Here is a 15,004-nt window from a genome sequence, read left to right as displayed (position 1 = left end):
AGCCAAGCTTCCGCCATGCCCACTATCCGTTGCCACGATCGCCCTCCGACTCGTCATCAAGAACCTTCCCATGCGAATACCGTGGTCTAGCCATTGACCAGGACGGCGACATGGGAGTCCACTCCATGCCCGGCTCGGTCGGCAGCCTTGAAGGCCGCTTCGTCTTATTCCCAAGGCTAAATCCAATTACGAACAAAGCAACGATAAGGCAGAGAGCTCCCCCATATACCGAGAGAATAGCCGGGGGACCACCTTTAGCCCAGTCGATGATCGGCCCGACAAATCGCTCCACAGAGGGTGTGGGCTTCCATTGCGAGATCACGGCCAGCGAGTCCCTGATTGCGGGAATTCCGAGCAACACCGTTGCCATAGATCCCACGCCAGCAATGATAAAGTTGCGCCGAACACTAGCTTGCGCCTGTTGCGCACTGATCAGTTGCTGCATCAGGTTAAGACGTTCGAGCAGGCGCTGATGCAATTCATTAGCGTGAAGCTGGCTCAAAATGCTGTCGGCAATCTCTTGCGCGGAACCATAAGAGATTGTCGACGCCCGGTATTCCTCGATACCTTCCGCGAGACGTCGTTGGATACGTGACAACTCGATCCCACCCTGCGAACCGATTGACAATTGGTCGTCTAATGAATGGATTTGCCAGTACTGCAGCAGGGAATGCTCAATGACAGCGACTGTGTTGATCATCCGAGTAAAAGGCGGGCAGAGTTCGTCGGTGACATCAAAGTCCCAACCCAATACCAGAGCATTGCTAGGATGATAGTAGCGAGATTCTCGGCCATACAGCGAGAAGTTCCTTGGAAGCATCTCCAGCGCCCCGTCAGCATCAAAATCGCCATAGGGTGAAACCCGCATTACCAGTCCAGCAAGCTCCCGGGAGTGCGCTTTGATCCAAGAGTTTTTGCCCCCACAGCATTCCAGCCCGTCAACGACCACCGTCGTATAGCAGAAGTAGTCGCGGTAGCCTTCTCTTTTTCCCGCCAACCAGTCAACACGATCTCGGTACAGCATAAAGGCGTCAACCATCGAGAAGTCGGACTTCCACGTAATCTTGCGATCAGGCACTATGCCCACATTCGGCTCGACCCACTCATCTGTATCGACCTCGTGTGCCGGGTCTGCAACCCCTATGACCGTACCGGGAAAGGTTGTTGTCTCCAGCAACACATTCCGCGAGATCGAAGACTGCAGCAATTCGTCCGTAGACCTGTGGCTCCCAACAACAGTGTAGAAGGTCAACAGAGCAACGCCCGAGCGATGCAATAGCAGCGTTACAAGCACCTCTTCGTCGGCGAGCATCGAAGACTGCGCGGCAAACGGTTGTAGCTCCAGGCGAATGAAGGGCGACTTTCGAAGATAGATCGGGCTGTAGAGATCCCCATCCGTTGCCGTGAGCGCGCCCAACACCTTGGTCGACTCCACAACAGCTTCGTCCATCTCGCGTATCGGACCCTTGATATGGTCCAAGACCGCGTAAACTTCTGCAGCGAGGGCGTTCCTATCGGCCTGCGGCCGACTGAAGGGATTGATACTGATAGCTCGGTGGCGCATTGCGTGAATCGCCGATCGCGGGCATCTCCGAACCCAGGTCGAAACCTTAAGGTCTCCGCTGACGAGCCTTGGGATCTCAACTATCCCCTGCAGGAATTGGCGATCACGTAGTACCTTACGGAGACTGGGGTCCACGCGCACATTTCTTGCTGGCGGCATATTAGCAGCTTGCGCAACCCCCTCCCGAAGCAACTGATCAGCAAGGGCGTAGACGTCAACGTCAACGGGTAGCGTGAACACGTAGCTGTAAGTCGCACCCACCGCCGCGAAACGCGCTTGGTGAGGTGGGCGACGATGCCACTTTAGCCTCATTTTATCGAGCCTCACATAAAGAGTTAAGGAATGACCGCAGCCTGGCCGGAAGATTGCACCCTTTAAGAGCCCTCACCCCGATCGGGAGTCATCAAGCGCCCCTGACTAGAGCGTTCGCGACTTCCCTCATGTTCGTCACCACCCAGTCAGCACCCGCTCGCCGGAAGGCATCTACTTTCCGGTTCCGATTGGCGTATCCGATTACCTGCACGCCAGCGGCCAGCGCACCCTCTATGTCTGAAAGCGAGTCGCCGATCAGGACACACCGCGCCGCCGGCTCGCCGAGGGAGTGAACGGCTTGCAGGATTGGTTCCGGATTGGGCTTCATGCAGCCCGGATCGGCATATGCGCGCCCGATCACCGGAGAGACATACCCAGCGAGCCGGTGCGCTACAAGGTAGGCGGTAACGGCACCGGCTGAGTTGTTACTGACCGCCGCCACGGAGAGTCCGGCCTGCCGAGCGGCCACAATGACCTCTCGGCCGTACGGCGTTGGTGTGGCGGATTCAATGGCCCGGAGCTCGGCTATGCAGAGCGCGTCCTCCACCGCCTGCGTAACGCTCTGGTCGCCGGTCGCGCCCGTACACCGCAAGACCTCAAGCGGGTCTGGCTCTCTGGCGAGATCCGGCGTCACGTCAACGCCTCGCCGCCGCAGCACGTCAACCAGCTCGGCGGCAACTTTCGGCGCCGGGTACCCGGCGAAGATGCTGCACACCGGTCCATCGAAGTCGAGCAGCACCGCCCCGACCCCGCTGAACAGCCGGCCGAGGTCGGCGCTCATCCGTCGTACCGGTAGGCGATGGTCGACCACACCGAGTCGAACCACTGGCGGGACGCTTCCACGAACTGCGTGCCGTGAGACGCGTCGTCGTCGGTCACCGCGTAGTGGAACAGCGGTACGTCCTTGCCCATGAGGTCGTAGATCGCCATGGGCTCACCCTTGATCGAGACGGTGCGCTCAACGACTGGATAGAAGCCGTAGAAGACCTCTTCCCCGTTCAGGATGTAGAGCTTGAACAGGGGCGACGCTCGGTGCATCCGCACCTCTACCGTGGTTGAGCGAATCAGGCCGAGGTCGCCCAGCTCGGCTACCTGGTCGATGATGCCGTCTGCCGCCCGTCGCGTGATGCGCTCGGCTCGCTCTCGCACCGCCGGATCGTCTGCCTGAGTCTCAGCCCGAGCGGGCAGCGCCATGGGCGCCGTCATGTCAGAGATCAGCACACGCACCGCGATCGTCTCCGGCGCGAGCCTGCCAACCCGCACCTTGTCGAGCGCTTCGGCAAGCGCGTCTCGCAGCGTCTCGCCCGAGAACCCGGCGAAGTCGATGGTGACGTGCGGCTTCTCGAATGCGGCTTCGATATGGGGCCGCAGCTCCACGGCCCGCTGTGTCTGCGCACGAACGAACGCGCCGCTGCCCTGCCGGGACACGATCAGCCGTTCCGCCCGAAGCAGATCCAAGGCTCGCTTGACCATCTCCCGCGCAACGCCGTACCGGGCGGCTAGGTCGTGCGGAAGACATCGACGCGAATGCGACGCGACCGGCGAGATCGAGCGGGCCAGAGCAGGAATGAATGAGACTCACAAAAGAAGCCCGTAACCGGCGTTCTCGCTGGTCACGGGCCTCTTTGTGCACCTGGTGGCGGGTAGAGGATTCGAACCTCTGTAGCTTTCGCGACGGATTTACAGTCCGCTCCCATTGGCCGCTCGGGCAACCCGCCAGGGCACACCACCACGCCGTAACGCGGCAGCGGAGCAAGGATAGCGGTCGCCCCCGGGGGTGTGGCAACCGGGTACCGTCAGAGGGTCGTGGGGCTGGTCAGCGCCGCGACGACCCTGACAGACCGCCGGACAAGCAGGAGCATCAGCATGGCAGCGAACCCGTCGTTCGACATCGTGAGCAAGGTCGACCGGCAGGAGGTCGACAACGCCCTTCGCCAGACGGAGAAGGAGCTTGCCCAGCGGTTCGACTTCCGTGGCACCGGCGCCGAGATCTCCTGGTCGGGAGAGGAGGCGATCAGCCTCCAGGCGGAGACCGAGGAGCGGGTCGCCGCCGCGCTAGACGTGTTCAAGGAGAAGCTGGTCAAGCGGAACATCTCGTTGAAGTCCCTGGACGCGGGTGACCCCCGGGGCTCGGGCAAGATCTTCAAGATCGACGCCAAGGTGATCCAGGGCATCGAGTCGGACAAGGCCAAGGCGATCAGCAAGAAGATCCGCGACGAGGGCCCGAAGGGCGTCCAGGCGCAGATCCAGGGCGACCAGCTCCGGGTGACCGGCAAGAAGAAGGACGACCTCCAGGCCGTCATCACGCTACTCAAGGGCGAGGACTTCGGGGTGGCCCTCCAGTTCACCAACTACCGCTGACCCGGTAGTCAGGCTCCACCCGGCCGGGCGGTCGTCCCCCAACGGGGACGGCCGCCCGCCGCACAAATCCCGGAAGACGGCGGGGCCGCGTACCCCCGAGGGGCGCGCGAGATGGTCAGACGGTGACGGGGTGTTCGGCGCGGGTGGCGGCGGCCTCGGCGCGGGCGATCGGGCCGCCGGGCAGGGCCGCGACGGCGGCCCCGACGCCGACGGCTGCGGCGGCGAAGAGGAACGCCCAGGGCACCCCGCCGGTGTGGTCGACGATCAGGCCGGCGACCGCGCCGCCGGCCGCGCTCGCCGCCACCGACACGGTCACCACCCAGGTGTACGCCTCGTTCAGCATGCCCGTCGGGGTGATCCGTCCGACCAGGGTGTTCTCCAGGGTCAGCGCGGGGGCGATGGTGGCCCCGCCGATCACCAGGGCGACGCCGAGCGACACCGGGCCGGGCATCACCGCGAAGAGCGCCAGGGTGCCGGCCACCGCCGCGAGCAGCCAGGCGAACTGTCGGGTCATGTTGGCCGCCGGGCGGCGTACCCCGAACCAGAAACCACCCACGGCGCTGCCCGCCCCCCAGACGGCGAGCAGCACGCCGGCCAGGCTCTGCGGGTCGTCGGTGGGCTGGTTGCCGGCGAACGCCGGCACGATCACCCCGGCCGCGCCGAAGGCGATGCCGAGGCCCGCCACGCAGACCAGCAGCGCCGGGAAGCCACCCACCCGCAGCGGGCCGAGACCCCGGGCGTGGTGCTCGCGGGCGTGCGGTCGCCAGGCGCGCATCACCCGGCCCAGCGCCACCCCGGCGGTGCCGACCAGGGTCGCCACGGCCGCGCCGACCAGGGCGGCGGCGGCATCCGCCAGCAGGACGAAGCCGGCCACCAGCAGCGGGCCGATGACGAAGACGACCTCGAACAGCGACGTCTCGGCGGCCAACGCGGTGTTGCGCAGTTGGTAGCGGCCGGTCGCCGGGGCGGTCAGGTCGTTCCAGGCCCCCCGGATGGCGGCGGTCAGCGGCGGGTAGGTGGCCCCGGCCACCCCGGCGGCCAGGTAGATCAGGCGCAGGTCGGTGCCGTCGGCGCGGCTCGCCCCGAGCAGCCCGAACAGGGCCAGCGGGTGGGCCACGGCGGTGACCAGCAGCACCGGGGTGGGGCCGACCCGGTCGGCCAGCCGGCCGGCGACCGGGCTGAGCGCGGCACCGGACAGCGCGTAGATGCCGCCGGCCACGGCGGCGAGCGAGTACCGGCCGGTGACCTGCTCCACGACCAGCAGCAACGCCAGCGGGGTCATCCCGATGCCGAGCCGGCCGACGACGCCGAGGAGCAGCAGCAACGGCGCCCCGGGAATCCGCCAGACGCCCAGGTACTGGCGCAGTGCGGCCACGGTGCACCCCCAAGGAGACGATCAGGTAACGAGTCAGAACCCTGTAGACCCTAACGCCGCAGGTCGCTCCGGGAATGGTCGATTCACTCACACCGGGGGCCGCTGACCCGGTGGCGGCGAGAGGGTAACTTGCTGATCGAACCAGATGGATGTGCCCTACAGGTTCATTCCGACGCCGCAGGGAGGTACGGCCGAGCTGATGACCGACGCCGACGCACGGCTCGCGCCGCCCCCCGGCTACCGGGCCCTGTTCCGCCACCCGGTGGCCTCCCGCCTGGTCACCGCCCGGGGCATCTCCGAGCTGGGCGACTTCGTCGGGCTGGCCGCGCTGCTGCTGCTCGCGTACGACCAGACGCAGTCGGTCCTCGGGCCCGCCGCCGTGTACGCCGCCCGCGCCCTGCCGGCCCTGCTTGTCGCCACGGTGTTCAGCGGCTGGCTGGACGTGCCGGCCCGCCGTACCCTGCTGGTCTGGCTCTCGGTGGCCGGCGCGGTACTGATCGCGATCCCCCTCGCGGTGCCCGAGCCGGTGCCGGCGATCGTCGCGGCGGGGCTGCTCGGCGCGGTCCGGGCCGCCTACTCCAGCGTCAACGTGGCGGTCGCCGCCGAGGCGGTCGACGCCGCGCTGCGGCTGCCGCTGTTCGGCCTGACCGCCTTCGCCAACCAGGCCGGTCAGGTGATCGGCCTGGTCGCCGGGGCGAGCATTACCGTGGCGCTCGGCCCCCGGGTGGCGCTCCTGATCGACCTGGTGTCGTTCCTGGTCGCGGCGGTGGTGCTGGCCGGGCTGCCGACCGGGCAGCAGCGGCGGCGCGGTCAGCGCCCACCTGCCACCGCCGGCATCCGGACCATCGCCGGGCACCCGGTGCTGCGCGGCGTCGCCCTGCTCACCCTCGCCACGGTGCTCTCCGGCGCACTGCCCGAGACCCTCGCCCCGAACCTCGCCGGTGGGGCCTGGCGGCCGGTGGTGCTGGCCTCGTCGGCGCTGGGCGGGGCGATCTTCGTGCTGGTGCTGGGGCGCGGCACCTGGCTGGTCCGGCTGACCGGGCAGGTCACCGTGGCCGCCGCCCTGGCCGGGGCGCTGCTGCTGGCCGCCCTCCTGGTCGCCGTGCACGCCCCGGTCTGGGCGCTGGCCTGCGCCAACGCGCTGATCGGCGCGGGCGGCGGTTGGCTGATCGGCGCGCAGGCCACCTTTGCCCGGCTGGCCCCGGTGGAACGGATGGGGCAGGTGGAGGCCACCATCGTGGCCGCCAACATCGTCGTCGGCGGCTGCGGGATCTTCCTGCTCGGGTCGGCCGCCGCGCTGTTCGGGCCCGCCGTGGCGTACCTGCTGGCCGGGGTGCTGCTGCTGGTCGTGGTGCTGCTGACCCGCCCCGACCGGTTGCCGGCCGACACCGGCCCGCAGCCGACCGGCTCCACCCGCTGACACCAGACGACCGCGCCCGCGTCCGGGGCGGACGCGGGCGCGGTCGGTGTCGTTCGGGGTCGGGTCAGCGCTGGAACTGCACCGGCCCGGCGTTGCGGGCCATCTGCTCCAGCCGGGCCACCCGCTCCTCCATCCTGGGGTGGGTGGAGAAGAGCGCGGCGATGCCGCCACCCCGCTTGAACGGGTTGTCGATCATCAGGTGGGCGGTGCTGGTCAGCTGGCCCTGGGCGGGCAGCGGTCGGGCCTGGGTGCCCAGATGGATCTTGCGCAGGGCGCTGGCCAGTGCCAACGGGTCCCGGGTGAGCTGCGCGCCCGAGGCGTCCGCCTGGAACTCCCGGCTCCGGCTGATCGCCAACTGGATCACGGTGGCCGCGATCGGGCCGAGGATGATGGTGAGCAGCAACACCGCCGGGTTCGGGCCGTCCTCGTCGTTGCTCCCGCCCAGCGGGATGAAGAACGCCAGGTTCGCCAGCATGGTGATGATGCCGGCCAGACCGGCCGCCACGCTGGAGATCAGGATGTCCCGGTTGTAGACGTGCGACAGCTCGTGGCCGATCACCCCGCGCAGCTCGCGGTAGTCGAGGATCTCGGTGATCCCGTGGGTGACGCAGACCGCCGCGTTGGCCGGGTTACGACCCGTCGCGAACGCGTTGGGCTGCGCGGTGGGGCTGACGTAGAGCCGGGGCATCGGCTGCCCGGCCTCGGTGGCCAGCTCGCGGACCATCCGGTACAGCTCGGGGAACTGGGCCTCGCTGACCGGTTGCGCCTTCATCGAGCGCAACGCCAGCTTGTCGGACCAGAAGTAGGTCACACCGTTCATCAGCAACGAGACGACGACGGCGATGACGAGGCCGCCGCTCCCGCCGAACCAGTAGCCGACCGCGAGGATCAGCGAGGTCAGCAGGCCCAGCAGCGCTGCGGTCTTCAGACGGTTGTGATGCACGATCGCTCCTTCGGTGCGCGGGTCGCGCGGGACCCGCTGACCGGTACAACGTCACCGGTACCCGTCAACCATCCAGCTCATGACTGGCAGTTGACTGAAGGAAGCTGAAAACCCGCTGAACGCACCGGACACCAGGGACGACCCGGGACACCAGGTCAGTGGGCCACCACGCCAGTGGGCCGGGACCGCACCGGGCCGCCGGGCCGTGACCACAGCGGGCCGCCGGGTCAGCGGGCCGCGAGGTCCAGCACCAGTTGGGGGGCGAAGCCGATCACCACGGCCAGCGCGGTCGCCCCGGCGAGCGCCACGGTGACCGGCCAGGCCGCCCGACCGGACGCGACACCGAGTGCGACCCCGGTGGGCTCCCCGGCCGGCACGGTCGGTGCCCCGGCGGGGGCCGGGGAGGCCGGCAGCGGGGTCGGGTCGGCGTAGAGGGTGGCGGCGAGGCGCAGGTAGTACGCCAGGCCGATCACCGCGTTCAGCGCCACCAGCAGGGCCAGCCAGCCGGCCCCGCCGTCCAGCAGCGCCCGGACCACAGTCACCTTGGCGAACAGCCCGGCCAGCCCGGGAGGCAGGCCGGCCAACCCGACCAGGGCCAACGCGAACGCCGCCCCGGCCCAGGGCCGCCGCCGGGCCACTCCGCGCAGGTCCGCCACCGTGCCGCCGTCCGCACCGGCCGGGCGCAGCGCCACGAGCGCCGCGAACGCCGCCAGCTCCACCACCACGAAGAAGACCGCGTACGCCACCGCGGCGGCGTACGCCCCGGCCCGGACGTCGTCGCCCCGGCCGGCGGTCAGCGCCAGCACCCCCAGCGGAGCCAGGATGTAACCGGCCTGGGCCACCGACGACCAGGCGAGCAACCGCACCGTACGCCGCTGGCGCAGCGCCACCAGGTTGCCCACGGTCATGGTGAGCACCGCCAGTAGGGCGAGCACCGGGCCGGTCACCTCGGCCGGCAGTGCCCGTTGCACCACCGCGAGCAGGGCCACCACCCCACCCAGCTTCGACGCGGTGGACAGGTAGGCCGCCACCGGCAGCGGCGCGCCGTCGTAGGTGGCCGGCGCCCAGGCGTGGAACGGCACCGCCGCCACCTTGAAGGCCAGCCCGAGCACCACCAGCGCCACCGCCGCCGGGATCAACGGCAGGTCGGGCGCATCGGCCAGCAACCCGCCGAGCCGGTCCAGGTGCAGGCCGCCGGTCGCCGCGTAGAGCAGGGCCGCGCCGAGCAGGGTGACGGTCGTCGCCACCACGCTCACCACGAAGAAGGTGACAGCCGCCTCGGCGCTGGCCAGGCTGCCCCGGCGCAGGCCGACAAGCACGTACAGCGGCAGGGTCAGGGTCTCCAGGGCGACGATCAGGGTGATCAGGTCGCCGGCCGCGGCGAGCACCACGCCACCGGTCATCGAGCAGGCCAGCAGGAAGCAGTACTCGCCGACAGGTGTCGGACCGCCGCGCAGCAGCGGACCGGAGAGCCCGAGCACGCCCAGGGTGAGCAGGGCGAACACCCCGGCGATCAGGGCCGCCCGGCCGTCGAACACCCACGAGCAGTCGGCACCGACGCAGAACGTCCGCCGGGTGCCGGCCGCGCCGACCACCACCGCGCCGACCCCGGTGGCGACGACGCCCGCGCACGCCACGGCCACCGTCGCGCCGGCCCGGCCGACCAGCAGATCCGCCAGCAACACGAGTACGGCGGTGCCGGCCGCCAGGTACGCCGGCAGCAACGCCACGTTGTCGACGCTCTGCACCAGACTCACCGAAGCACCTCACTCACCGGAGCTTGCCCTTCGTTCGCGACTGCGGGGCTCCGCTGCGCTCCACTCCTCGCGCTCACCGGAGCTTGCCCTTCGTTCGCGACTGCGGGGCTCCGCTGCGCTCCACTCCTCGCGCTCACCGGACCGACCTTCCGCTCGCGACTGCGGGGCTCCGCTGCGCTCCACTCCTCGCGCTCACCGAACCACCCCCACCAGGGCGTCCACCGGGCCGGTGGCGTAACCGAGGACCAGGGTGGGCACCAGGCCGACGGCGAGGGCGAGCAGCACCAGCGGCACCCAGGCGGTCAGCTCCACCCCGGCCAGGGCGGGGGTGAACCGGCCGACCACCGGGCTCGGCCGCCCGTGGGTCACCCGGCGCAGCAACCGCAGGAAGTACGCGGCGGTGAGCGCCCCGCCGACCGCCGCCAGCACCGCCAGGGTGGTCCACAGCGGCCCGCCCCGCTCGACGGCGGCGACCACGGCGAACGCCTCACCCCAGAAACCCGCCAACCCGGGCAGGCCGAGCGACGCGACCGCCGCGAAGCCGAGCAGCCCGGCCAGCCGGGGCGCGGTCTCCCGCAGCCCGGACAGCTCGGCCAGCGCCCCGGTGTGCGCCCGGTCCTTGACCGCCCCGGCGAGGAAGAACAGCAGCCCGGTGATCACCCCGTGCGCCACGTTGCCGATCAGCGCCGCCTGGATGCCGGTGGCGGTCAGCGTCGCCACCCCGAGCAGCACGAACCCCATGTGCCCGACGCTGGAGTAGGCGATCAGCCGCTTCAGGTCCTCCTGCGCCAGGCAGACCAGCGAGCCGACCAGGATCGCCGCGACGGCCAGCACCCCGAGGACCGGCGCGGCCCAGCGGGCACCCTCCGGGGCCACCCCGACCGCGACCCGGATCAGGCCGTACGTGCCCATCTTGAGCAGCACCCCGGCGAGGATGACGCTGCCGACGGTGGGGGCCTGGGTGTGCGCGTCGGGCAGCCAGGAGTGCAGGGGCCAGAGCGGTGCCTTCACCGCGAACGCCAGCCCGAGCAGGGTGAACGCGGCCAACTGGGTGCCCCGGGACAACCCCGCCCCACCGGTCAGCGCGACGAGGTCGGCGGTGCCGGCGGCGGCCACCACCACGAACACGCCGACCAGCAGCAGCACCGAGCCGAAGAGCGTGTAGAGGGCGAACTTGCGGGCCGCCGCACGGGCCGCCTCGCGGGCCGGCAGGTCCGCACCGGTGCCGCCCCAGCCGGCGATGATCGCGTACATCGGCAGCAGGACGACCTCGAAGAAGACGAAGAAGAGCACCAGGTCGAGGGCGAGGAAGGTGCCCAGGATGCCCACCTCGACCACCAGCAGCAGCGCCACCAGCGCCCGGCCGCTCCCCCCGCCCTCGGGCACCCGGCGCACCGTGTAGCCGCAGCAGAGCAGGGTGAGTAGCGCGGTGAGCACCACAAGCGGCCAGGAGATGCCGTCCACCCCGAGGTGGAAGCGCAGGTCGAGGCCGGGCACCCAGGGCAGGTCGACCTGGTGCCAGGGCTGCACGGCGGGGGCCGGGCCGTAGCCGAACCAGCCGTGGTCGCCGAGCACCAGCAGCACCGCCCCGACCAGGGTCAGCCCGGCGACCGCCGTGCCGAGCAGCCGGGCCGCCCGCTCCCCGGGCACGACGGCGACCAGCGCCGCCCCCACCGCCGGCAACGCCAGCACCGCGACCAGCAACACCTGTCCCAAGCTCATGAGGAGACTCCGATCAGGGCGGCGGCCAGGCCGATCAGCAGGGCACCGGCCAGCACCGCCGCCGTCGCGCGGGGCAGCGCCGCCCGGTGCAGCGCGGCCAGCCCGGCACCGAGCGCGGACGCGCCCCGGCCCACCCCCTCGACCAGGCCGTCCACCCCCACCTCGTCACCGGTACGCGCCACCCGGGCCAGCGCCGTCGTGGGGCGTACGACCAGGGTGTGCTGGAGGTCGTCGAGGCGGAAGGCGCGGGCGAACACCGGCCGCAGCGGACCCAGCGCGCGGGCCGGGTCGGCGGCCGGATCCCGCCGCCAACCGGCCCAGGCCAGTCCCGCGCCGGCCAGCAGCAGCACGAGCGGCAGCAGCAGTGCCGGACCGAGGTGGACCAGCACCTGGTCCCCGGGCGGGAGGGTGGGCACCGTCGGGAAGAAGAGGCGGTGCCAGAACCACCTGGTGAAGCCCGCCAGCCCGAGCAGCGTGGCCGGGACGGCCAGCAGCAGCACCGGCCAGCGCATCAGGGCCGGCGGGTCGTGCGGGTGCAGCAGCGGCAGCCGGGGCTCGCCGAAGAACGCGCGCAGCAGCAGCCGGGTGGCGTACGCGGCGGTCAGCAGCACCCCGAGCAGCCCGGCCAGCCAGACCAGCCAACCGACCCAGGCCGGGGCGGGACCGGTGCCGTCGAGCGCGGCCGACTCGGCGGCGGCGAGCACCCCGTCCTTGCTCCAGAAGCCGGACAGCGGCGGCACCCCGGCCAGCGCACCCAGGCCGATCAGCGTGCACCAGAAGGTGACAGGCATGCTGCGGCGCAGCCCGCCCATCCGGGACAGCAGGGTGGTGCCGACGGCGTGGATCACCGCACCGGCGGCGAGGAACAGCAGCGCCTTGAACGCGGCGTGGGTGAGCAGGTGGAACAGCGCGGCGGCCGGGGAACCGACGGCGAGCGCGCCCGTCATGTAGCCGATCTGGGAGACCGTCGACCAGGCGAGCACCCGCTTCAGGTCGTCCTGGGCGGTGGCCGCGAACGCGCCGAGCAGCAGGGTGATCGAGGCGAGCACCCCGAGCACCGCCAACGCCACCGGGGCCTGGGTAAACAGCGGGTAGAGCCGGGTCACCGCGTAGACCCCGGCGGCGACCATGGTCGCGGCGTGGATCAGCGCGGAGATCGGGGTCGGGCCGGCCATCGCGTCCGGCAGCCAGGTGTGCAGCGGGAACTGGGCGCTCTTGCCGGCCACCCCGGCGAGCAGCAGCAGGCAGGCAGCGGTCAGGGTGCCTGCGGAATAGTCGTGGGCGAGCACGTCGGCGATCCGGAAGCTGCCGGCCGAGACGCCGAGCAGCGCGATGCCGAGCAGGAAACCGACGTCACCCGCCCGGGTGACCAGGAACGCCTTCATCGCGGCGGCCGGGGCCTCGGGCAGCCGGCGGTCGTGGGCGATCAGCAGGTAGGAGCAGAGGCCCATCACCTCCCAGCCGACGAGCAGCAGGATCAGGTCCCCGCTGACCACCACCAGCAGCATCGCGGCGGTGAAGAGGCTGATCTGCGCCGCATAGGGCGGGTAGCGGTGGTCCACCTCGACGTCGTCGTGCGGGCCGCGCCGCAGATAGGCCACCGAGTAGACCTGCACCGCCAGCGCCACCGCCGCCACCGCGACCGCGACCAGCGCGGCGGCACCGTCCAGCCGTACCCCGAGGGTGACCCGCAGCCCACCCAGGTCGATCCAGGTGGTGGTGGTCTCCACCGGGTCGCCGAGCCGCACCAGCAGCAGCACCGCGACCAGCAGCGCGCCGGCCGCGCCGGCCACCCCGAGGCCGATCGCCGCCCGCCGGGCCGCGTCCTCCCCGGTGGCCGCGCCTTCCCTGCTGGCCGGTCCCTTCGGCGCCGGCGGCAGCAGCAACCCGAGCAACCCGGCAACCAGTGGTACGAGGGGCAGTGCCGCCCCGAGCAGCCCGGTCACCTGTCGACCTCCGTCCGCTCGCCGCCCGAACCGACCCCGGCCCGGTCGACGGCCGACCCGACCCGGTCGACGGCCGGCTCGGTGAGCGGTACGTCGTCCACGGTGACGCTGGCCCGGAGCCGGTAGAGCTGGAGCACGATGGCCAGCCCGACCCCGATCTCGGCGGCGGCCAGCACGATCACGAAGAGCGCGAAGACCTGCCCGGAGTGCGGCAGCACGGCCTGCACCGTGGTGTCCGCGGTGACCAGGATCAGGTTGACCGCGTTGAGCATCAACTCCACAGCCATCAGCACCAGCACCGCGTTGCGCCGGCGCAGCACGCCGTAGACGCCCAGGCCGAACAGCAGCGCCGCGGTGACGTACGGGATGACCGGCCTCACCGGATTTCCCCTGTTCGCGACTGCGGGGCGGCAGCGGGGCGGCGGCCGATGTCCGGGCGGGACAGGATGATCGCGCCGACCAGGGCGGCCAGCAGCAGCACCGACAGCACCTCGAACGGCAGCACCCAGGAGCGGAACACCTGCTCGCCGATGCCCTCGGCGGTGCCCGCCGCCGGCAGCTCCACCGTCGACAGGCGGAACGCGTCGACAAGCAGCGCGGCCAGCCCCAGCCCGGCACCGCCGCCGATCAGCGCCGCCGGCCAGCCCGGCCGGTCCAGGTCGTCGGAGGCCCCGATCGGGGCGCGGGTCAGCATCACCGCGAACAGCAACAGCACCACCACCGCGCCCACATAGATCAACACCTGCACCCAGGCCACCAGCTCGGCGGTGAGCACCAGGTAGTCGCCGGCCAGCGCGCCCAGGCAGAGCACCAGGTAGAGGCCCGCCCGGACCAGGTGCTTCGTGGCGACCACCAGCACACCCGACCCGACCGCCACCGCGCCCAGGGCGAGCAGCAGCACGTCCGCACCGGTCACCGCGAGGCACCTCCGTCGCCGGCAGAACCGGGCTCGGGGGCGGGGCCGGGCTCCGGGCTCTGAGCGGGCGCGGGGCCGGGCTCGGGGGCGGTGCGGGGGGCGGCGGGGGCGGGGGCGGACTCGGGGCGTACCACGGTGGGGCGGGCGGCGGAGCTGGTCGGGGCGGCGGCCTTGCGCGCGGCGGTGGTCTCCTCCTTGGCCGGCTCGCCGTGCGGGTCGTGCGCGGGCGGCGGCGGCACGGTGGCCATCCACTGGCCGAGGTGGTCCTTGTCGTGCAGCAGGTTCTTGATGTCGTACTCGGCGTACTCGAACTCCGGCGACCAGTAGAGCGCGTCGAACGGGCAGACCTCGATGCAGATGCCGCAGTACATGCAGAGCGAGAAGTCGATGTCGAACTTGTCGAGGACGTTGCGCTGGCGGGGGCGGGCCGCGCCGGCCACCGCCACCTCCTCCTTGTGCGAGTCGATGTAGATGCACCAGTCGGGGCACTCCCGGGCGCAGAGCATGCAGACCGTGCAGTTCTCGGTCAGCAGCGCGATCACGCCCCGGGAGCGGGGCGGCAGCTCGGGGGCGACGTCCGGGTACTGCTGGGTGGTCGACCGGCGGGTCATCGTCTTCAACGTGACCGCCAGCCCCTTCACCAGCCCTTCGCCGGGAATGCCGCCGCGCTCGCTCACCGTGTCGCCCT

12 protein-coding genes, 1 tRNA gene and 1 pseudogene are annotated in these 15,004 nt (G+C 70.8%); 2 read left to right on the top strand and 12 right to left on the bottom strand.

All coding sequences use genetic code 11. From position 1 onward, the window contains the following. Window positions 1–22: 22 nt before the first annotated feature. From OHQ87_RS28200 to OHQ87_RS28185, 4 genes and pseudogenes are all read right to left on the bottom strand, one after another. A complete protein-coding gene (locus OHQ87_RS28200) occupies window positions 23–1,450 on the bottom strand; it encodes a hypothetical protein (protein ID WP_328342786.1) in 1,428 nt (475 codons plus the stop codon). 517 nt (window positions 1,451–1,967) lie between these two features. Then, window positions 1,968–2,657: an HAD family hydrolase gene (locus OHQ87_RS28195; protein WP_328342784.1), complete on the bottom strand. Its 690-nt coding sequence runs from the start codon at window positions 2,655–2,657 to the stop codon at window positions 1,968–1,970. Further along, window positions 2,654–3,382, bottom strand: a pseudogene (locus tag OHQ87_RS28190) (GntR family transcriptional regulator); the annotation flags it as partial. The pseudogene OHQ87_RS28190 and the gene OHQ87_RS28195, both read right to left, overlap by 4 nt. Window positions 3,383–3,510: 128 nt before the next feature. After that, a tRNA-Tyr gene (locus OHQ87_RS28185) sits at window positions 3,511–3,594 on the bottom strand. Between the two features lie 148 nt (window positions 3,595–3,742). Here OHQ87_RS28185 and OHQ87_RS28180 point away from each other — a divergent pair. Further along, window positions 3,743–4,237, top strand: a complete 495-nt coding sequence (locus tag OHQ87_RS28180) for a YajQ family cyclic di-GMP-binding protein (RefSeq protein WP_328342782.1) — start codon at window positions 3,743–3,745, stop codon at window positions 4,235–4,237. Between the two features lie 115 nt (window positions 4,238–4,352). Here the strand turns inward: OHQ87_RS28180 and OHQ87_RS28175 are convergent, their stop codons facing one another. Continuing rightward, on the bottom strand, window positions 4,353–5,612 hold the full coding sequence (locus tag OHQ87_RS28175; RefSeq protein WP_328342780.1) for an MFS transporter: 1,260 nt from the start codon (window positions 5,610–5,612) through the stop codon (window positions 4,353–4,355). A 199-nt stretch (window positions 5,613–5,811) separates the two neighbouring features. Between OHQ87_RS28175 and OHQ87_RS28170 the strand changes: the two genes are divergently transcribed. Beyond that, entirely contained in the window at window positions 5,812–7,032 is a 1,221-nt protein-coding gene (locus OHQ87_RS28170; protein WP_328342778.1) for a hypothetical protein, read from the top strand. A gap of 64 nt (window positions 7,033–7,096) precedes the next feature. Here the strand turns inward: OHQ87_RS28170 and htpX are convergent, their stop codons facing one another. The 7 genes from htpX to OHQ87_RS28135 all read right to left on the bottom strand — a co-directional run bounded on the left by htpX (window position 7,097) and on the right by OHQ87_RS28135 (window position 14,993). Beyond that, complete coding sequence (gene htpX, locus OHQ87_RS28165) at window positions 7,097–7,975, bottom strand: zinc metalloprotease HtpX (RefSeq protein ID WP_328342776.1); 879 nt, start codon at window positions 7,973–7,975, stop codon at window positions 7,097–7,099. A gap of 227 nt (window positions 7,976–8,202) precedes the next feature. Further along, window positions 8,203–9,732: an NADH-quinone oxidoreductase subunit N gene (locus tag OHQ87_RS28160; protein WP_328342774.1), complete on the bottom strand. Its 1,530-nt coding sequence runs from the start codon at window positions 9,730–9,732 to the stop codon at window positions 8,203–8,205. A 192-nt stretch (window positions 9,733–9,924) separates the two neighbouring features. Beyond that, a complete protein-coding gene (locus OHQ87_RS28155) occupies window positions 9,925–11,454 on the bottom strand; it encodes a complex I subunit 4 family protein (protein WP_328342772.1) in 1,530 nt (509 codons plus the stop codon). Beyond that, window positions 11,451–13,400 carry an NADH-quinone oxidoreductase subunit 5 family protein gene (locus OHQ87_RS28150; RefSeq protein ID WP_328342770.1) on the bottom strand — a complete coding sequence of 650 codons (1,950 nt, stop codon included), beginning with the start codon at window positions 13,398–13,400 and terminating at the stop codon, window positions 11,451–11,453. The genes OHQ87_RS28155 and OHQ87_RS28150 overlap by 4 nt, the downstream gene beginning before the upstream one ends. Then, window positions 13,397–13,780, bottom strand: coding sequence for an NADH-quinone oxidoreductase subunit NuoK (nuoK, locus tag OHQ87_RS28145; RefSeq protein ID WP_328342768.1), 384 nt, complete (start codon window positions 13,778–13,780; stop codon window positions 13,397–13,399). The genes OHQ87_RS28150 and nuoK overlap by 4 nt, the downstream gene beginning before the upstream one ends. After that, window positions 13,777–14,316: an NADH-quinone oxidoreductase subunit J family protein gene (locus OHQ87_RS28140; RefSeq protein ID WP_328342766.1), complete on the bottom strand. Its 540-nt coding sequence runs from the start codon at window positions 14,314–14,316 to the stop codon at window positions 13,777–13,779. Before OHQ87_RS28140 ends, nuoK begins: the two co-directional genes overlap by 4 nt. Beyond that, on the bottom strand, window positions 14,313–14,993 hold the full coding sequence (locus OHQ87_RS28135; protein WP_328342764.1) for a NuoI/complex I 23 kDa subunit family protein: 681 nt from the start codon (window positions 14,991–14,993) through the stop codon (window positions 14,313–14,315). The genes OHQ87_RS28140 and OHQ87_RS28135 overlap by 4 nt, the downstream gene beginning before the upstream one ends. Window positions 14,994–15,004 lie beyond the last annotated feature (11 nt).

Origin of the sequence: Micromonospora sp. NBC_00421 (assembly GCF_036017915.1) — a bacterium.
Taxonomy (GTDB): domain Bacteria; phylum Actinomycetota; class Actinomycetes; order Mycobacteriales; family Micromonosporaceae; genus Micromonospora.
Note: the sequence above shows the minus strand (reverse complement) of the source record. Positions and strands in the feature narration are given on the sequence as shown.